Consider the following 17,440-nt stretch of genomic DNA (forward strand, 5'->3'; position numbering starts at 1 on the left):
GTTCAGCCCATGAATGCCGGCTGATTTTTTTTGTGGGCGACTGTGCAACTTTTGACCACCATCGCTCTCTAATCCTTCGGATGTCGCAACGACGTCCCATCGGTTGGCTTCACCTCCCTGAAGCCGCCTCAGGACGACGAACCTCACCCCTGGGTTTCGTCGCCCGCAGCCCCGAAGGCTCCCCTGGCTTTCGGGGCTTTTTTTTGTTCTTCGCGCACTACGGGGGCGACCTCGTGCACCTGGGCGCTCTTTGGGCAAGGACAGCCGCCTCACGCTCGTGCGTTGCGGGGACCGCGACCGGCATGCGGTCATCACTGGCCATGCATCGACGCGCTGCTTTCCCCCACGTGACCGCAGCGTTCGGCAGAGCCGTCGGCCACCACCCTCGACGCGACTTGCGCAACCGAGCGCGGCGGGCGGATAAGGCCCGCAGGGGGCGGACCTGGACGGTCCGCCGTTTTTGCTGAGGCAGGGATGCCGAATCAAAAACCCCCGCCCGCAGCGCGGGCGCGACGGGGCGCAGTCATCAGACACAAGCCGCGCAGCGGCTCTCCCTTCCCGAGCGACGGTGAAGCCGGAGCGTCGAGGGTGGTGGCCGACGGCTCTCCCCGAAACGTCCGAGCGCGAAAGCGATGGCAAAGCCGAGCCCCCCTCCCAAAAGCGAGAAGAACTTCTTGCCCGGCGCCGCATTCCCACAAAGGCTTCACATATGTGACGCCATGCTCTCCGGCGGCAAATCATCAAGGAGCCCTCATGCGCATCGGACTCATCGTCATCGGTCTCATCATTCTCGCCGCCGGCATCTGGGTTGTTGTCGGCAACGGCAGCTACAGCGCCACGGATACCCTTGCCCAGATCGGCTCGGCGAAGATCACCGCCACGCATGACAAGGCCATACCGCAATGGGTCGGGATCGCGGGCATCGTGATCGGGGGTCTCGTGGCCGTCGGCGGCTTCGTCCGCAAGCGCTGAACCTTCCGACGCCGGCTTCGGCACGAAGCCGGCGTCGATGCCTCCGGTACAATCCCGGAGATGGATGTTTCCTATCTGCTCGACTCTCTCAACGATGCCCAGCGCGAAGCCGTCAGCGCGCCGCCGGGGCATTACCTCGTGCTCGCGGGTGCCGGCTCAGGCAAGACACGCGTCCTCACCAATCGCATCGGCTGGCTGACCCAGGTCGAACGCGCGCCGCCGTGGTCCATCCTTGCGGTGACCTTCACCAACAAGGCAGCCGGCGAAATGCGCGCGCGCGTGGACGGCCTGATTCCCGGCGGCACGCAGGGCCTGACCGTGGGCACCTTCCACGGCATCGCCCACCGCCTGTTACGCAGGCACTGGCGCGAGGCCGGTCTGGTCGAAGGTTTCCAGATCCTCGACTCCGACGACCAGCAACGGCTTATCAAGCGCGTGATCGCCGGCATGGGTCTGGACGAAGCCCGCTTTCCGCCGCGTCAGGCCAGTTGGCAGATCAACAACTGGAAAGACGAAGGCAGGCGCCCGGACGCGATCGAACATCGCGACCACCCGGTCACGCGTACCTTCGTCGAAATCTACAAAGCCTACGAAGAAGCCTGCCGTCGCGCCGGCCTGGTCGATTTCGCGGAGCTGTTGCTGCGCGCGCACGAGCTCTGGCTGAAAGATCCCCAGGTACTCGCCCACTATCGCGAACGCTGGCGCTACCTGCTGATCGACGAATTCCAGGACACCAACACGCTTCAGTACGCATGGATTCGCGTGCTCGCCGGCAGCACCGGCCAGGTCTTCGTGGTCGGCGACGACGATCAGGCGATCTACGGCTGGCGCGGCGCGAAGGTCGAGAACGTGCAGCAGTTCCTGCTCGATTTCCCCGGCGCGAAAACCATCCGTCTGGAGCAGAACTACCGTTCGACATCCACGATCCTGAAAGCCGCCAACCACGTCATCGCCCGCAACGGCGGCCGCCTGGGCAAGCAGCTGTGGACCGACGGCGAAGAAGGCGATCGAATCGCCCTGTACGCCGCGTACAACGAACAGGACGAAGCACGCTTCGTCATCGAGCGCATCCGCGAACACATCGCGGAGCACGGGCACGCGCGCGACTGCGCCATCCTGTATCGCTCGAATGCGCAATCGCGCAACTTTGAAGAACAGCTGATCCAGCGCGACCTGCCCTATCGCGTCTACGGTGGGCAACGCTTCTTCGACCGCGCCGAAATCAAGGACGCGCTGGCCTACCTGCGGCTGGCCGCCAACCGTCACGACGACGCGGCGTACGAACGCGCGGTCAATACGCCGCCGCGCGGCATCGGCGATCGCACGCTCGACGAATTGCGTCGCCGTGCGCGCACCGACAATACGTCGATGTGGGAAGCGTCGTTGGCGGAAATCGGGTTCGGCTCGCTGGCCGGCCGTGCAAAGAATGCGATCAAGGCATTCGTGGCGCTGATCGACGATCTGGCGCGTACGTTTGCCGGCCGCGCCAGGGGCGACGAGGAAGCGCCGACGGCGCTCAATCTGGCCGAGCAGATCGAGCACGCCATCGTGCACACGGGCCTGCGCGATTTCTACGAGAACGACCGCCGCGGCAACGGCGAGGCCCGCGCCGAAAACCTGGACGAACTGGTCAACGTTGCCAGCCGCTTCGAGATGACCCCTGACGACATCGACGCCGGCCTGACCGAACTGCCCGCTTTCCTCTCGCACGCCGCGCTGGAATCCGGCGAGGGACAGGGCGAGGCATGGGACGACTGCGTGCAGCTGATGACGCTGCATTCGGCCAAAGGCCTGGAATTCCCCATCGTCTTCCTCGTCGGCATGGAAGAGGGCCTGTTCCCGAGCCAGCGTTCGACGGAAGAAGACAACCGGCTGGAAGAAGAACGCCGGCTCGCCTACGTAGGCATCACGCGTGCGCGCCAGCGCCTGTTCCTGACCCATGCCGAATCCCGCCGCATGCACGGCACCGAAATGCTGGCCCGTCCGTCGCGCTTCCTCGGCGAAATTCCGCCGGAGCTGATCGACGAACTGCGTCCGCGCGTACAGGTCAGCCGCCCCGCTTATGGCGGTCGATTCGCGGAAGTCGCACCGATCGACGAAGCGTTGCCGGTAAAGCTCGGCCAGCGCGTCAGCCATCCGAAGTTCGGGGAAGGCACGGTCGTCAGCGCGGAAGGCAGCGGCACGCACATGCGCATCCAGGTGAACTTCGAAGACGCGGGCAGCAAGTGGCTCGTCTACGCTTACGCGAATCTCACGGTGATTTAAAGAGAGAGAAACCTCATGACCCAGAGCATTCGCAAGGACGAGCGCAGCACCAACGAACGCAGAAACCTCGACGAAGATCTATGCGTGCATATCTTCACGGCCTCCGCCGGCATGGTCGGCGTATGCCTGACGGTGATCGGCATCATCCGGGTCGTGATCAGCCTGCGGGGCACCGACACCATCGCCGATGACCTCCTCGCGGCGGACGCCATGTTCTACCTGACGTCCTGCTTCCTTTCCTACTGGTCGCTGCGGACCAAGCGGATTGCGCGCTCGCATCGGATCGAGCGCGCTGCGGATGCTATTTTTCTCGTCGCTCTGCTGGTGACCGTCGTGGCCGCCGCTGTCATTACCTGGGCCGTCTCCGTCGGGTAAACTCCGCCGGCGCAAGGCCCATGGGGTCGGGGGAACGCGACGGACAACGCAACTCGTGCCTCCGTTCCGCCGAAGAGTGTCCCGGTCAGACGCTACGGCACCGGTCAGTTCAGGCCGGTGGCCAGGAAAGAACACATACAAGGAGCGATGTACATGAAGTACCTGAAAGTTTCCGTCACCGCCTTTCTGCTTTCGATCGCCCTACTGCTCGCGGCATGCGGCGCCGGTACGCCGGAGCGCGCCGCGAAGGATTTCTACGGTTATATCGCCGATGGAAAGACCGACAAGGCCATCGACATGTTTTCCTATAGCGACGTGAAGGACACCGAGATGAGTGCCGCACGCGGCAAGGTCACGATGATCGTGGGCGAAATGCAGGCACGTATCGCCGGCGCGAAGGGACTGAAATCCGTCGACGTCGACAACGTCGAGAACCCGACTGACACCACCGCGAACGTCGCGGTGACGCTCAAGCTCGGCGACGGCACCCAGAAGAAAGACACGCTGCACCTCGTTCGCGAAGACGGCAGCTGGAAGGTCAAGCTGCGCTGATGCGTACGCGCCACGTCGTCTGCGCCGCGGCCATCATCGCCGTGGCGGCATCGATGGCGTGGCGGTATCTCATGCCGGTCCATGCGACCGGCATGATTGCCCTGCCCGACGACGTTGCGAGTCATCTCGAAGTGGGCGACCTCGTCTTCCGCCAGGGCAGCGAACCCGTCAGCGACGCTGTGCGCGCTATCGATACGGGTGAATACAGCCACGTGGGCATGCTGGTCGGTTCGGCCGGGCACTGGCGAGTCGTTCATGCCGTGCCCGCCGAGCGAACAGACCGCAATGACGGAGTCGTTGAGGATTCCCTGGACGAATTCCGGTCGCGCGAGCACGCGCGTCGCATCGTCATTTTGAGGATCGCGGCCACGCCGATGCAGCGCGAGGCGGCGGCGGAATGGACCGAGACCCGTCTGGGCACACCCTTCCGCATAGCGGGTGGAGGCACGTACTGCACGCAGCTGGTCTGGCAGGCATATCGCGAGAACGGCGTGGATCTGGATGTGCGGTTCCAGCACCTGAATCTTCCACTGCTCGAACCCGGCGACTATCTGTTGCCGTCGGCACTGTTGGCGTCGCCGCGTGTCAGTCGCGTTTACGAATCGCCTGAAGGTTAGAAGCGCCACAACACGGGGACGTTACGAAAGAGGTCCACGTCCATGTGGGGGGCTTCATTGCGGCGCGAGCGCTGCTCCTTGAAGGACTCCATTGTTGTCGGATCGCACCGTGCGGAGAAGACGAAAATTCTCAAAAATCGGCGTGAATTAATTTGAGCTGGATTGAGCAGGGAGCCGCGTCTTCGTTTCGTTGGTTTTCGCGCGGGCGCGCTTCCCCGGAGGGCACCTGCGCAGCCTGCTTGAATTTAACTTGGACTGGATTCATCGCTCCGTAGGTTTCGCGCGCAGGCGCGCTCCCACAGAGAGCCAACGCGCACCTGATCTCTGTGGGAGCGCGCCTGCGCGCGAAACCTACGGAGCGGAGCAGCGGCATCCCCCATCAGGGCGAAAGCCGCGGCACCCCATGCTGATCCCGCTCTTCGACCGCCGTCACCCGCGTATCGATACGCGCGGCGCGGTTTTCCGGCAGCGCCTCGGTCGCGTCGCCACGGGCCAGCGCCAGCGCATTGCGATAGCAACGCTGGGCGATTTCCGGATTGCCTTCGCCCACGTAGACATCGCCCAGCGCTTCCCACGCGGCGGCGCCGGGCTCGATCGCCAGGGCACGTTCCAGATACGGCTTGGCCTTGCCCCAAAGACGCACGCGCACGCACATGCGACCAAGCGCCGTGAGCAACGCGGGATCGTTCGGGTGCGTGTCGACCCAGGCCTCGGCACGGCGCAGGCGCGTCTCGATATCTTCCGCGCCAAGGCTGCCGTAAGTAGCGATCAGCACGGGAGACCACTCGCGACGAAGCGACGATTCCAGTTCGTCCATCGCCGCCATGGTCTGACCGAACCGTGCCGCCTGACGGGCATAAGCATCGATCGCGACGGGCAGGCGACGCTGCCCCTTCGGCAATTGCGCCCACAGACTGGCCAGAGTGGCACCGTCGGGTGCCGCGGCGATCTGGGCGACGATGACGCGACCTTCAAGTTCGGCGAAGGCACGGTTGCCAAGTTCACCGCTTTTTTGCAGGGGATCCAGCGCGCGGCTCGCACCGCGGGCGTCGCCCGTGGCCAGGGATGCTTCGACGAACTCGATCCATCCCGCCGGTGTCAGCGTGCCGTTGTCCGCTTCGGGCGCCAGCAGCGGCAGGGCTTCGGCCGCACGGCCGCTGCGACGAAGCAGGCGCGCGCGAAGAATGCGCGCGGCGCGAGGCGTTTCCTGCGCGGCCTGATCCAGTGTTTCCAGTGCACGCGCCGTTTCGCCATGCCTTTCGGCCGCCTCGGCGGCGGCGAGCAGCGCCGGCCCACGGATCGACGGATAACGCGCCGCACGATGCAGATCGCGTTCGGCCTCGCCATGACGGCCTTCGATCAGCAGCACGAGTCCGTCCGCCAGCCGGCGACGGCTGAGGCGGCGATGGCGACGGTTCATGGCGCCGAACGGCCAGCGAACCAGCCGTACGACGGCACCCACGACCGCCCATGCGAGCAGCAGGATAACCAGCGCCGCGACGACGGTGGTTTCGACCGTCCAACCGCGCAGGCGCAGGAGAACGTAACCGGGGTCCGCCGCGACCCAGTGCCAGCCGAACGCGGCGAGCGCCGCGATCAGGATCAGTCCCAGAATCCAGCGCCAGGGCTTCATGGCGTGACCTTCGCAGGTTCACCCGCGGTAGCCGCATGGGCGGGGGAAGACGGGGCGGCGGGCTTGACCGGCTTCAACGCATGGACGGCGCGCAGATTGCGCAGTTCCGCGAGCGCGCCACCCAGCTGCGGTGCCGGCCCAGTGGCCTGCGCCGTCACCAGCGCCGAGACACGGGCACGGGCGTCGCGGACGGCGGGCGACGCCGGATCGAACTGACTGGCCAGCGTGTCGTCGACACGCTTCAGCGCCGACGTACGCGCGACATCGTCGTACGCCAGAATCGCGGCTTCGGCATGGGCGATGTCGAGCATCGCCAGTTCGCGCGCGATCCGGCCATCGGCCGCCGCGAGCGGCGCAGCGTCATCGCGACGCACGCTGACCACCGACCCGAGGGCCTGGCCGGCGCGCTGCCAGAAACTCACCGGCGCGCCGGTCGGCCGCGCACTGTCCAGCGGCTTCAGCGCCAGCTCGGGCAACTGCGCGCGCAGTGCCGCCAGCGTTTCCAGATCGTGCTCCCGCGTGGCCGGGCGAATGGCCGCGAGCGCTTCGCGTTCGGCGCCCAGGCTCTGCCGCACGCCGGAGAAAGCCCCATCGTTCACACCCGCCAGCGTCTTGTCGGCCAGCTCATAGGCGGATAGCGCACCGGATGCATCGCCGAACAGCGCGAAACGCTCCTTGGCCATACGCAACAGGGATTCGGCTTCGTCGAGCAGCATGGCGTCGTGCCCGGACAGGCTCTGCTCGGACAGGTTGGCAACGGCGTCTTCGAGATTGCGCGTGCGCTCCGAAACACCAAGCACTTCCTCGCGCAGCGAACGGTTTACCGAGTCCGCATCGCCCATGCGCTGACGCAGGACGGCGCGTTCCTCACCCAGCGCGGTGACCGAAGACGACAAACTGCCGACCTGCGCTTTCAGCGCTTCGACGGTGCCGGTCTTTTCGACATCCCGCTGTTCCAGTTGCCAGACCCGGTAACCGGCATAACCCGCCGCGCCGAGGGCGACCAGGGCAAACAGGATGGCAACAGCCAGCGTGCCGCCGCCGCGACGGGGAGCGGGGGCCACGGATCGTTGCGGCGCGGGCGCCGGACGAGGTGCCGCGTCGGAGGCCGGCGTTGCCGGAACGGTGTCGGTCGAAGAGGAGTCGGTCGTCATCGGCTCATGCTATCAGGCAAGGTGGAAAGTCCATTCACACACGTTCAGGATGGGTGAAATCGAATCGGGCCGCGGCTTCGACCAGGTCGGCCGGCCGGGCGGAACGTGCCACGGCGATGCGTTCGAAGCCCGCCGCGGACGCGGCCTCGCGCATCCGTTCGCTGCTGACCACCGCAACGGCGGCCACGAGTTTGCGCCATGCGGAAGGCACCAGCGCGCGCTGCAGGTGGCCAAGCGCTTCGGCGCTGGAAAGCAGCACCATGGAGCGGCGCGTGAGTTTCAGCAGCGGGTCGATGTGCCGACCGTCCAGGCGCGGCGCGCCGCGATGGTAGACGTGCACTTCGTCGAGGTCCGCGCCACGTGCGGCCAGTTGCGCGCGAAGCAGCCCGCGGCCGCCTGGCGCACCGATCAGCGCCACCCGCCGGCCGGTCACATTGGCCAGCTCGGGCAAGGCGAGCACGCCTTCGCTGTCCTGCGACCGGTCCGAGCAGATGGCGTCCGGCAGACCGGCCAGCCGCAGCGCGTTGGCCGTGCCGAAGCCCACGGCGATCACCGTCGCCGTGGTCGTCAGGGGCGCGATGGCGGCGGCGAAACGCACGGCGGCGGGGCTGGTGAACACCACGATGTCACCGGTAAGGGCCCGGCCGAGCGCCGCCGCCACGGGAATCGAGTCCTCGATGGCCCGCAACGTGAGCCCCGGGACCGTCACCGGCACCCCGCCCAGGTGGCGGATGCGCCGCGCGAGCGGGCTTGCCGTGCCTGCGGGCCGGGTGACCACGACGGTGATGTTTTGCAGTGGGCGACCGGGTTTCACGGGGCTCTCCATGCGTCGGTGGAACGGGCATAAGTCTACCCCGGCTTGCCTGAGTCGCTGTCGCTCGGTCAGACTCGGCGGCTTATGAATGTACGCACAGCCGCAATCGCCGATCTTGAGAGCTTCATCCTTGACGGTATTCCCCTTGCCCGCGCCATGAATCTCTCCATCGAGTCCTTCGACGGCGATCGCCTGATCATGACGGCGCCGCTGGGGCCCAATATCAACGACAAGGGCTGCGCATTCGGCGGCAGCCTCGCCAGCGTGATGACGCTTGCCTGCTGGGCGCTCGTGGAAATGGCGCTGCGCAGGCGCGGCGACGACTGCGACGTGTTCGTCGGCGAATCGACCGTCCGCTACCTGGCGCCCGTCTGGGAAGACCTGCGTGCCGAGGCCTCGCTCGCCGTCGGCGCCAGTTGGGACGCGTTCTTCGCCATGCTGGACGCCCGCGGCAAGGCCCGGGCGGCTTTCCGCTGCTTCATACCTGGCGAGGCCAAACCCCGGGCCAGCCTGGACGCCGTCTTCGTCGCGAAGCGCCGTAAGGCATAACAGCGCGCAATCGGGCAGAATCCGCGCGACCACCGAGAGGATTCTCCATGTTCCGCTTTTCGCTTCTGCTCCTTGCCGCTGCGCTCGTTCTTCTGGCCGGTTGTACCTCCGCCAAGCGCAGCGACGGCCTCACGGCGACGCTGAACCGCTACGGGTCCACGGTCCGTTGGGGCGATTTCCAGACCGCCGAGCAGTTCGTCGACCCGAAGTACCGCGAAGAGCACCCCATGACCTCGCTGGAGGCATCCCGTTATGCGCAGCTTCGCGTCACGGCCTACGACGATGGCTCCGGCCCGACGCCCAGCGGCGAGAACGAAGCCACCCAGGTCGTACAGATCGGCCTGACCAATATCAACACCCAGGCCGAGCGCATGATCGTCGACAAGCAGATCTGGCATTACGACGCCGAAAAGAACCGCTGGTGGCTGATGTCGGGGCTACCGAACGTCAACCCGCAATAAGCCGTTATAATCGCGCGTTTACCTCTCAGGGCGCGTGCGTCCACGGACCGAAGCAATGAACGACGTACTGCACAAGCTGCCCGAATTCGTGGGCAACCACATGATGCTCGCCCTGCTCTTCGCGATCATTCTCGTGGCGCTCATCGCCGGCGAAGTGGGCCGCCTGTTCCGCAAGTGGAAGACGATCACGCCCGCGGGCCTCACGCAGTTGATCAACCGCGAGAACGCGCTGGTCATCGACCTGTCGAGCTATGCGGACTACGAGAAAGCCCATATTCCGAACTCGCGTCACGTAGCGCCCAGCCAGTTCGATCCGGAAACCAACAAGGATCTCTCGAAGGCGAAGGATCTTCCGGTCGTCGTCGTCGACAAGGACGGCCGCGGCGTGGCCAAGGCCGCCAATCGCCTGATCAAGGCCGGTTTCCAGAAGGTCTACGTACTCGACGGCGGTGTCTACGCGTGGCAAACCGCCCAGTTCCCAGTAGCCAAGGGCAAGAAATAACACCGCTTACCAGCCGTGAATCCCCGCCCGGCCCTGCAGGATGCAGTCCAGCACGTCGGGCGCGTAATCGAACGAGTCGAAGTACAGCCGCTCCTCGGGCAGGTTCGCGTCGAGGAATAGCCCCTTGCCCGCGGCGATCATCGCTGGCGGGCCGCTCATATAGACGTCGTACGATCCCAGGTCGGGATGGTCTTCGAGCAGCGCTTCGTGCACCAGGCCCTCGCGGATGCCGCTGCGTGCCGCCTCCGCCGCATCGGAAACCACGGGGATGAAACGCAGCGTCGCCGTCTCGGCGGCCCAGCGCTCCGCCAGTCCGCGCAGATAGATATCGGCCGCTGTACGCGCGCCCCAATAAATTTCGATCGGACGGCGGGTACCGAGCGCGATGAAGTGCTCGACGATGGCCTTGACCGGTGCGAAACCGGTCCCGCCCGCCATGAAAATCATCGGGCGCTCGGAATCCTCGCGCGGCACGAACGTCCCGAGCGGCGCCTCGATGGACAGGCGGTCGCCCACGCGCAGCGATTCGTAAACCCATGACGTGAAACCGCCACCCGCGACATGCCGGACGTGCAGTTCTATGGCGCCATCGGCGCGCGGGCATCCGGCGATGGAGAACGGACGGTGTTTGCCGTCTTCCAGCACGACGTCCAGATACTGCCCCGGAAGCCAGTTGAGACGCCCTCCGTCGGTCGGACGCAACCATACGCCCACGACATCGGGCGCCAGCGTGCTGCGCTCGATGACCTCGACCTCGACGCGGCGGCGGGGAATATCCTCGACCGAGGCGATTTCACGCGCCTCGATGACCAGGTCCCCACAGGGCACCGCCTGGCAGAGCAGCACCGCATGATGGCTTCGCGCCACGGCATTCAGGGCCACCGGCGGGTTGCGCGGATAGGCGCATTCGCCCTCGACCAGCGTGGCCTTGCAACTGCCGCAAACCCCGCCACGGCACGAGTACGGCAACGCGATACCGGCGCGTTGGGCGGCTTCGAGCACGGTTTCGTCGACGGCGGCGTCGAACCGGCGTCCGGACGATTTCAGGGTAACTGTGGGCACGTGCGCATTGTGGAGGCTGGGACAGTCCAACGACAATGATGGCGCTTCGTCCCCGGAACAAGGTCGTAGACTTGTCCGGATACATCTCCTGGAGTCCCGCATGTCGATCTGGAAACAGCCCGTGGAGCTTTCGCGCATCAATGCGTGGAGCGCCAACACGATGATGCAGACGCTCGACATCCGCTTTACCGAAGTGGGCGACGACTGGCTGCGCGGCACGATGCCCGTGGACAACCGCACGCGGCAGCCATTCGGCCTGCTGCATGGCGGCGCGTCGGTGGTGCTGGCGGAAACGCTCGGCAGCAGCGCGGCACTGCTGACACTGGACATCGAAAAAGAGCTGGCCGTCGGCCTGGATATCAATGCCAATCACATTCGCGGCGTGACGGCGGGCATCGTCACCGGCACCGCGCGTGCCGTGCACCTGGGTCGCAGCACGCAAGTGTGGGAAATCCGGATCGAGAACGAGGAAGGCGCACTAGTCTGTCTGTCCCGCCTAACGATGGCCGTGATCGCGGCGCGCGGCGGCGCACCGGCGAGCCTGCGCGCGTGACCCTCGAGGCACCCTACGCAACGCTCTCGCCCGATGTCGTACTTTCCGCTGTCGAAGCCGCGGGCCCGTGGACCGACGGCAGGCTGCTGACGCTCAACAGTTATGAGAACCGCGTCTTCCAGATCGGACTGGAAGACGGCGGTTTCATGGTGGCCAAGTTCTATCGCCCGGGTCGCTGGTCCGACGAGGCCATCGAGGAAGAACACACCTTCGCACGCGAACTGGCCGACGCCGAACTCCCCATGGTCGCGCCGCTGGCATTCGACGGACGCACGCTGCTGCGTCATGCGGGATTTCGATACGCCCTGTATCCGCGACGCGGCGGGCGGGCACCGTCGCTGGAATCGCCCGATCAGCTGACCTGGCTCGGCCGCCTGCTGGCGCGCATGCACGCCGTCGGCGCGCGCGGACGTTTCGCAGCGCGCGGCGTGCTGGACCGGAGCACGATGGTGACGACACCGGTCCGTGCGGCGCTGGCTTCGACGCTGTTGCCTGTGCATCTGCACGATGCTTACCGCCGGGCGGCCGAACGGGTGAGCCATGCGATCGACGCGCGCGTGGACGCCATTGGTCCGGTCGCACGTATCCGTCTGCACGGCGATTGCCATCCGGGCAACGTCCTCTGGACGGACGATGGCCCGCATTTCGTCGATCTGGACGATGCGCGCACCGGCCCGGCCGTGCAGGACCTGTGGATGCTGGCCGGCGACGAGCGCGCCATGGATGCCCTGCTCGAAGGCTATGGGCAGTTCCGCGATTTCGATCCGGCCGAACTCGCGCTGATTCCCGCGCTAAGGGCCATGCGTCAGGTTCACTATGCGGGCTGGATTGCCGAACGCTGGCATGATCCGGCTTTCCCCGCCGCGTTCCCGTTCGCCGCCGAAGGGCGCTGGTGGGAACAGCACATCGCCGACCTTCACGACCTGGCCGACGAACTCGGCTGATTCCCTTTTTCGCTTTCCGGAGTGTTCATGCGTTCGTTGCTCTTTCGCATCATCGGTGTCTTCGAAATCGCCGGCGGCCTGTTCGGACTGGTGGCCCTGCTTCATCGCGTCCTCGGCGCCGGCGGCCTCAATGCCATCGTGGCCGTCCTTGGCCTGCTCGCTTTCGCGTTCGTACTGGTCGCGGGCGTGCTGCTTATCGCCGGCGACGCGCTCGGCGAGCGGCTGTCGATATGGGCGCAGTTCCTGCAGACGCCCCTGCTCGCCACGCCGCTCGTCAGCTACGCCTTCAGCAGCGGCGCCTTCGCCAATCTCTTCCTGACCCTGCAGTCATCGCCGCGACTGGGTTTCGACTGGTCCATCGCCACGCACGGCTGGCTGCTGGCCTTCGGCGGCCCGTCGGTATCGCACATCGGCGTGAATCTGCTGGCGCTGGTGTCTTGGTTGATTTTGCGGTTTAGCCGTTAAAGCGGCGCGGTTCCTGCCGCCCTCACCGTCATTCCGGCGTGCGCCGGAATGACGGTGAGGGAAGGGGTGTGTTTCCGGCATCCGGGGCGCAAGTACGCCCCACCCGCTACAATTCCCCCCATGAACACCCCCGCCCCCCGCCCCACCATTCGCCTTAAAACCGACCGCGCCCCCGGCCATCCCTGGGTCTGGTCCGCGCAGATCGTAAAGCCCGACGACAAACTGCCGCCCGGCAGCGTCGTCGATATCGTGCATGCGAAGGGCGGTTTCGTCGGTCGTGGCTTCTGGAACGGCCATGCGCGCGTCGCGCTTCGCGTGCTGACCACGAATGTCGACGAGGCGGTCGACGAGGCATGGATCGCGGCGCGAATCGCACGTGCGGTCGACCTGCGCCGCACGGCGCTGCGCCTGGACGAACAAAGCGACGCCTGGCGTGTGGTGCACAGCGAAGGCGACGGCCTGTCGGGCCTGGTCGTCGACCGCTACGCCAATCACCTCGTCGTCGAGTATTTCGCCGCCGGCATGTGGCGCTTCCGCGACACCATCCACGCCGAACTGCTGCGCCACTTCCCGGGCAGCTCGCTCTACTGGTTCGCCGAACAGCACGTTCAGCGGCAGGAATCGTTCGACGTGCGCTCGGGCGAAGCGCCCGATGTCGTCGAAGTCCACGAACACGGTCTGCGCTTCCTCGCGGCACCCGGCCTCGGGCACAAAACCGGTTTCTTCGCCGACCAGCGCGATAACCGCCGCCGCTTCGCCGAACTGGCGCGCGGCCGGCGCGTGCTCGACCTGTGCTGCAATGCCGGCGGATTCGCCGTGCACGCCATGGCGGCCGGCGCTCGCGAAGCCATCGGTGTCGATGCCGATGCCGCCATCCTGGAAGTCGCGCGTGCCAACGCCACACTCAACGGCGTGGAAGCGACGTTCGAACAGGGCGATGTCTTCGAATGGCTGCGCGCGGCCATCGCGCGCGGCGAAACATACGATGCCATCGTGCTCGACCCGCCGAAGCTCACGCGCGACCGCAACCAGGTCGTCGCGGCGCTGAAGAAATATTTCGCCATGAACCGTACGGCGCTGGACGTCGTCGCCCCCGGCGGCATCCTGCTGACCTGCTCATGCACCGGCCTGGTCAGCGAAGGCGATTTCGTCGAAATGATCCGCCGCGTCTCGCTCAACGCCGGGCGCGAGATCCAGATCCTGCAAAGCGCCGGCGCGGGTGCCGATCATCCGGTCGCCAGCACGGTGCCGGAAGGTCGTTACCTCAAAGCAATCTTCTGCCGGGTCGACTGACGAACCGTTCACCGGGTCTTGATCGCCCGCTGGCACACACTGCGGGCATGACGAAGAAATCATCCGCCGACACTCTCGTCGACAGGCGGATGAACGTGCAGGGGCTGGAGTGATATGCGGCGATCGATGTGGCGGCTCGTGGTAGTCGGGATGCTCTGCGCGGCGGGCGCGGACGCCTATGCCGGACAGGTACCGGTCACGCCACCCTTTGCCCTTCCCGATGCGACGGCGCACAAGGGCGTGGTCGACGACAGCTGGGTCATAGCGCCGCGGCACCTGACGCACGCCACGCTGGCCGCGATAAAAAACTATGCCGACGAAGGCGACATCGCCGCCGGCGTCTCCCTGCGCTATCACATCGAAGGTGCCGACTGGATCGTCGCCGATGTCTTCGTTTATCCGGCGGGCCAGGGCGATACCGCACGGATGTTGAAGCAGGCGTCGGAAGACTTCCGCGAATCGATCGCATACGCCGAACGGCAATCGATCTACAAGAACATCTGGTGGGGCGAGGAAACGCCCTACACCGTCGTCCTGCACGATGGCGCAAAGCTGGCCGGCCTCTTCCTGCCGCTGGTGTTCGATGCCCAGGAAGACATGCTCACCTCGCGAACCTATCTGTTCTACCGGAAGCTTTATTTCCTGAAGGTGCGTCTCAGCACCACGGTGGAAGCGGTCGATTCGCTCGCGGAGATCGCGGATGGCTTCGTGCACGACATCGCCGACGGCCTGGATATCGTCAGCGCGGGCACCTGCGGTCGCCAGTTCGACCTGCAACTGTTGCCGGCAGGCCAGACCTTGCCCGCCGACATGCCCGACGGCGTGAGCCAGGATGGCTTCCGCGCCATGCTACGCACCCAGCCGGGCAAGACCGCCTACGGCACGCAGATGGCGAAGGCGCTGGCTCTTGCGGCGAAACGCCAGCGGGCATTGGGCTGCACGAACCTGGAATACCGCCCGCCGACCGACGACACCGAGCGCGCCGTACTGCACCTGGGTTTCGGCCCGGACGACTGGGGCGCCTCTGCCAGGCCCTGATCGCAGCGCCTGAGACCTCACCGGGTAAACTGTGCGCCAGCCACCCGGACTACCCCATGCCCCTTACCTCCATCCTGCTCGCCGCCATCCTCGTCATTGGCCTTGGTTGTCTCGGCCTGCTGATCGCGCTGCTATCGCGCGGCAGTGCCGACGCCGGCCTGGGCGAGCGGCTGGACGCCATGCGCGACGACAACCGGCGACTGGAAGCCGCGCTGCGCGACGAACAACGCGCCGGACGCGGCGAACTCGGCCAGACCTTCGGCCAGTTCCGCGGACATATGCAGGAACAACTGGGCGCCATGTCGCAGCAGCAACAGGAACGCATCGAAGGCTTCGGACGCCGGCTGGACCAGCTGACCGAACGGACGGACACCGGACTGCAATCCCTCCGCCAGGGACTGGCCGACGATTCGCGCAAGACCCGCGAGGAATCCGCGCTGACGCTGAAGCATTTCGGCGAGTCGCTGGACAACCGCTTCGCGGTGCTCGGCGCCGAGAACGAAAAGCGCCTTGGCGACATGCGCACCACGCTGGAAACCCGTCTGGCGGCCATCCAGCAGGACAACTCGGCCAAGCTGGAACAGATGCGTGCCACCGTCGACGAAAAGCTGCAGACGACACTGGAAACCCGCCTGGGCCAGTCTTTCCAGCTGGTATCCGAACGCCTGGAAGCCGTGCAGCGCGGCCTCGGCGAAATGCAGACGCTGGCGGCCGGCGTTGGCGACCTGAAGCGCGTCCTGACCAACGTCAAGACACGCGGCACCTTCGGCGAAGTACAGCTGGGCGCCTTGCTGGAACAGATCCTGGTCGCCGAGCAGTACGCCGCCAACGTGGCTACCGTCCCCGGCTCGTCCGAGCGCGTGGAATACGCCATCCGCCTGCCCGGCGCGGAAGAAGGCGAGCCGGTCTGGCTGCCTATCGACGCGAAGTATCCGATCGAGGACTACCAGCGCCTGCTCGACGCCCAGGATGCCGCGGACGCCGAAGGTGCGCTGATCGCGGGCAAGGCGCTGGAACTGCGCCTGCGCGAGGAAGCCAAGCGCATCCGGACCAAGTACGTCGCGCCGCCGCACACCACCGATTTCGCGATCCTGTTCCTGCCGACCGAAGGCCTGTACGCCGAGGCGATCCGCAGGCCGGGCCTGTCCGACCTGCTGCAACGCGAATATCGCGTCACCATTGCCGGTCCCACGACGCTGACGGCGCTGCTCAACAGCCTGCAGATGGGTTTCCAGACCCTGGCTATCCAGAAGCGCTCAAGCGAGGTCTGGAAGGTCCTGGCCGCGGTGAAGATGGAGTTCGGCAAGTTCGGTACGGTCCTGGAAAGGACCGGCAAACAACTGGACTCGGTGCGCAACAGCATTACCAGCGCGGGTGTCCGTACGCGCAAGATCGAAAAACACCTGCGCGGCGTGGAATCGCTGGCCACGGACGAGACCCAGGCCGCGCTGGAACTGCTGCCCGGCCTGGACGACGACACGGCGGTCGATAGCGATACCACCACCCCCGACAAGAGCCCCAGCGACGCTGGCTAGGCCAAAACTCCCGGTTCGCCGGGTACAATCGATGTTTATTTGCCTTGAGGAATGCCTCGATGAGCGACGACGCCAAGCCGGGCAGCGTGACCCGCGAGCAGGCCGAAGAAGCGGTTCGCACCCTGCTGGTATGGGCCGGCGAAGACCCCTCCCGCGAAGGTTTGCTGGATACCCCGAAGCGGGTCGTGAAGGCCTATAGCGACTGGTTCAACGGTTACGCCGTCGACCCGGCCGAATACCTGCGCCGCACCTTCGAGGAAGTGGCCGGTTACGACGAGATGGTCGTGCTGCGCGACATCGAATTCGAAAGCCATTGCGAACACCACATGGCACCGATCGTCGGTCGCGCGCACGTCGGCTATATCCCGACCGACCGCGTCGTGGGTATCAGCAAGCTCGCACGCGTGGTCGACGGATTCGCACGCCGTTTCCAGGTGCAGGAAAAACTGACGGCGCAGATCGCCCACTGCATCGACGAAACGCTGCGTCCCCGCGGTGTCGGCGTGGTCATCGACGCCAGCCACGAATGCATGACCACGCGTGGCGTGCACAAGCGTGGCGTGTCGATGGTCACCAGCCAGATGCTCGGCAGTTTCCGCGAAGATCCCCGGACGCGCGGTGAGTTCCTCCGCTTCGTCGGCGTCGACCGTCGCTGA

General features: G+C 65.9%; 19 protein-coding genes. 15 read left to right on the forward strand and 4 right to left on the reverse strand.

Annotated elements, in window-relative coordinates; all coding sequences use genetic code 11:
• Positions 1-753: 753 nt before the first annotated feature.
• The 5 genes from EC912_RS06195 to EC912_RS06215 all read left to right on the forward strand — a co-directional run bounded on the left by EC912_RS06195 (position 754) and on the right by EC912_RS06215 (position 4,781).
• Positions 754-972: a hypothetical protein gene (locus EC912_RS06195; RefSeq protein ID WP_132142271.1), complete on the forward strand. Its 219-nt coding sequence runs from the start codon at positions 754-756 to the stop codon at positions 970-972.
• Between the two features lie 60 nt (positions 973-1,032).
• Positions 1,033-3,237 (forward strand): DNA helicase II, encoded by a 2,205-nt coding sequence (gene uvrD / locus EC912_RS06200; RefSeq protein WP_132142272.1) that lies wholly within the window; start codon positions 1,033-1,035, stop codon positions 3,235-3,237.
• Between the two features lie 15 nt (positions 3,238-3,252).
• Positions 3,253-3,612, forward strand: coding sequence for a hypothetical protein (locus tag EC912_RS06205; protein ID WP_132142273.1), 360 nt, complete (start codon positions 3,253-3,255; stop codon positions 3,610-3,612).
• Between the two features lie 153 nt (positions 3,613-3,765).
• Positions 3,766-4,164, forward strand: a complete 399-nt coding sequence (locus EC912_RS06210; protein WP_165973526.1) for a DUF4878 domain-containing protein — start codon at positions 3,766-3,768, stop codon at positions 4,162-4,164.
• A complete protein-coding gene (locus EC912_RS06215) occupies positions 4,164-4,781 on the forward strand; it encodes a YiiX/YebB-like N1pC/P60 family cysteine hydrolase (RefSeq protein WP_132142275.1) in 618 nt (205 codons plus the stop codon). The genes EC912_RS06210 and EC912_RS06215 overlap by 1 nt, the downstream gene beginning before the upstream one ends.
• 379 nt (positions 4,782-5,160) lie before the next feature.
• Here EC912_RS06215 and EC912_RS06220 read toward each other — a convergent pair whose 3' ends face one another.
• The 3 genes from EC912_RS06220 to EC912_RS06230 are packed head-to-tail and all read right to left on the reverse strand — an operon-like array spanning position 5,161 to position 8,382.
• Positions 5,161-6,414, reverse strand: coding sequence for a heme biosynthesis HemY N-terminal domain-containing protein (locus EC912_RS06220; protein WP_132142276.1), 1,254 nt, complete (start codon positions 6,412-6,414; stop codon positions 5,161-5,163).
• On the reverse strand, positions 6,411-7,568 hold the full coding sequence (locus EC912_RS06225) for a uroporphyrinogen-III C-methyltransferase (RefSeq protein ID WP_132142277.1): 1,158 nt from the start codon (positions 7,566-7,568) through the stop codon (positions 6,411-6,413). The genes EC912_RS06220 and EC912_RS06225 overlap by 4 nt, the downstream gene beginning before the upstream one ends.
• Before the next feature lie 34 nt (positions 7,569-7,602).
• A complete protein-coding gene (locus EC912_RS06230) occupies positions 7,603-8,382 on the reverse strand; it encodes a uroporphyrinogen-III synthase (protein WP_243649169.1) in 780 nt (259 codons plus the stop codon).
• An 84-nt stretch (positions 8,383-8,466) separates the two neighbouring features.
• Between EC912_RS06230 and EC912_RS06235 the strand changes: the two genes are divergently transcribed.
• The 3 genes from EC912_RS06235 to EC912_RS06245 are packed head-to-tail and all read left to right on the forward strand — an operon-like array spanning position 8,467 to position 9,894.
• The gene (locus EC912_RS06235) at positions 8,467-8,931 is read left to right on the forward strand and encodes a YiiD C-terminal domain-containing protein (RefSeq protein ID WP_132142279.1); all 465 of its coding nucleotides are present in this window, start codon (positions 8,467-8,469) and stop codon (positions 8,929-8,931) included.
• A 47-nt stretch (positions 8,932-8,978) separates the two neighbouring features.
• Positions 8,979-9,392 (forward strand): hypothetical protein, encoded by a 414-nt coding sequence (locus EC912_RS06240; RefSeq protein WP_132142280.1) that lies wholly within the window; start codon positions 8,979-8,981, stop codon positions 9,390-9,392.
• Between the two features lie 55 nt (positions 9,393-9,447).
• Positions 9,448-9,894: a rhodanese-like domain-containing protein gene (locus EC912_RS06245; protein ID WP_132142281.1), complete on the forward strand. Its 447-nt coding sequence runs from the start codon at positions 9,448-9,450 to the stop codon at positions 9,892-9,894.
• Between the two features lie 6 nt (positions 9,895-9,900).
• Here EC912_RS06245 and EC912_RS06250 read toward each other — a convergent pair whose 3' ends face one another.
• Positions 9,901-10,956 (reverse strand): 2Fe-2S iron-sulfur cluster-binding protein, encoded by a 1,056-nt coding sequence (locus tag EC912_RS06250; RefSeq protein ID WP_243649170.1) that lies wholly within the window; start codon positions 10,954-10,956, stop codon positions 9,901-9,903.
• Between the two features lie 100 nt (positions 10,957-11,056).
• Here EC912_RS06250 and EC912_RS06255 point away from each other — a divergent pair, with 100 nt between their 5' ends.
• The 7 genes from EC912_RS06255 to folE all read left to right on the forward strand — a co-directional run bounded on the left by EC912_RS06255 (position 11,057) and on the right by folE (position 17,440).
• Positions 11,057-11,509, forward strand: coding sequence for a hotdog fold thioesterase (locus EC912_RS06255; protein WP_132142283.1), 453 nt, complete (start codon positions 11,057-11,059; stop codon positions 11,507-11,509).
• Complete coding sequence (locus EC912_RS06260) at positions 11,506-12,453, forward strand: serine/threonine protein kinase (protein WP_132142284.1); 948 nt, start codon at positions 11,506-11,508, stop codon at positions 12,451-12,453. The genes EC912_RS06255 and EC912_RS06260 overlap by 4 nt, the downstream gene beginning before the upstream one ends.
• Positions 12,454-12,480: 27 nt before the next feature.
• Complete coding sequence (locus EC912_RS06265; RefSeq protein WP_132142285.1) at positions 12,481-12,918, forward strand: hypothetical protein; 438 nt, start codon at positions 12,481-12,483, stop codon at positions 12,916-12,918.
• Between the two features lie 120 nt (positions 12,919-13,038).
• Positions 13,039-14,211 (forward strand): class I SAM-dependent rRNA methyltransferase, encoded by a 1,173-nt coding sequence (locus EC912_RS06270; protein ID WP_132142286.1) that lies wholly within the window; start codon positions 13,039-13,041, stop codon positions 14,209-14,211.
• Between the two features lie 114 nt (positions 14,212-14,325).
• Positions 14,326-15,249: a hypothetical protein gene (locus EC912_RS06275; RefSeq protein WP_132142287.1), complete on the forward strand. Its 924-nt coding sequence runs from the start codon at positions 14,326-14,328 to the stop codon at positions 15,247-15,249.
• 56 nt (positions 15,250-15,305) lie between these two features.
• Entirely contained in the window at positions 15,306-16,784 is a 1,479-nt protein-coding gene (locus EC912_RS06280; protein WP_132142288.1) for a DNA recombination protein RmuC, read from the forward strand.
• A 59-nt stretch (positions 16,785-16,843) separates the two neighbouring features.
• Positions 16,844-17,440 (forward strand): GTP cyclohydrolase I FolE, encoded by a 597-nt coding sequence (folE, locus tag EC912_RS06285; protein ID WP_132142289.1) that lies wholly within the window; start codon positions 16,844-16,846, stop codon positions 17,438-17,440.

Origin of the sequence: Luteibacter rhizovicinus (assembly GCF_004342265.1) — a bacterium.
Classification (GTDB): Bacteria; Pseudomonadota; Gammaproteobacteria; order Xanthomonadales; family Rhodanobacteraceae; genus Luteibacter; species Luteibacter rhizovicinus_B.

Coding starts and splice junctions, on each gene's coding strand:
- EC912_RS06195 (WP_132142271.1), top strand. CDS start 754: ATGCGCATCGGACTCATCGTCATCGGTCTCATCATTCTCGCCGCCGGC.
- uvrD (WP_132142272.1), top strand. CDS start 1,033: ATGGATGTTTCCTATCTGCTCGACTCTCTCAACGATGCCCAGCGCGAA.
- EC912_RS06205 (WP_132142273.1), top strand. CDS start 3,253: ATGACCCAGAGCATTCGCAAGGACGAGCGCAGCACCAACGAACGCAGA.
- EC912_RS06210 (WP_165973526.1), top strand. CDS start 3,766: ATGAAGTACCTGAAAGTTTCCGTCACCGCCTTTCTGCTTTCGATCGCC.
- EC912_RS06215 (WP_132142275.1), top strand. CDS start 4,164: ATGCGTACGCGCCACGTCGTCTGCGCCGCGGCCATCATCGCCGTGGCG.
- EC912_RS06220 (WP_132142276.1), bottom strand. CDS start 6,414: ATGAAGCCCTGGCGCTGGATTCTGGGACTGATCCTGATCGCGGCGCTC.
- EC912_RS06225 (WP_132142277.1), bottom strand. CDS start 7,568: ATGACGACCGACTCCTCTTCGACCGACACCGTTCCGGCAACGCCGGCC.
- EC912_RS06235 (WP_132142279.1), top strand. CDS start 8,467: ATGAATGTACGCACAGCCGCAATCGCCGATCTTGAGAGCTTCATCCTT.
- EC912_RS06240 (WP_132142280.1), top strand. CDS start 8,979: ATGTTCCGCTTTTCGCTTCTGCTCCTTGCCGCTGCGCTCGTTCTTCTG.
- EC912_RS06245 (WP_132142281.1), top strand. CDS start 9,448: ATGAACGACGTACTGCACAAGCTGCCCGAATTCGTGGGCAACCACATG.
- EC912_RS06255 (WP_132142283.1), top strand. CDS start 11,057: ATGTCGATCTGGAAACAGCCCGTGGAGCTTTCGCGCATCAATGCGTGG.
- EC912_RS06265 (WP_132142285.1), top strand. CDS start 12,481: ATGCGTTCGTTGCTCTTTCGCATCATCGGTGTCTTCGAAATCGCCGGC.
- EC912_RS06270 (WP_132142286.1), top strand. CDS start 13,039: ATGAACACCCCCGCCCCCCGCCCCACCATTCGCCTTAAAACCGACCGC.
- EC912_RS06275 (WP_132142287.1), top strand. CDS start 14,326: ATGCGGCGATCGATGTGGCGGCTCGTGGTAGTCGGGATGCTCTGCGCG.
- EC912_RS06280 (WP_132142288.1), top strand. CDS start 15,306: ATGCCCCTTACCTCCATCCTGCTCGCCGCCATCCTCGTCATTGGCCTT.
- folE (WP_132142289.1), top strand. CDS start 16,844: ATGAGCGACGACGCCAAGCCGGGCAGCGTGACCCGCGAGCAGGCCGAA.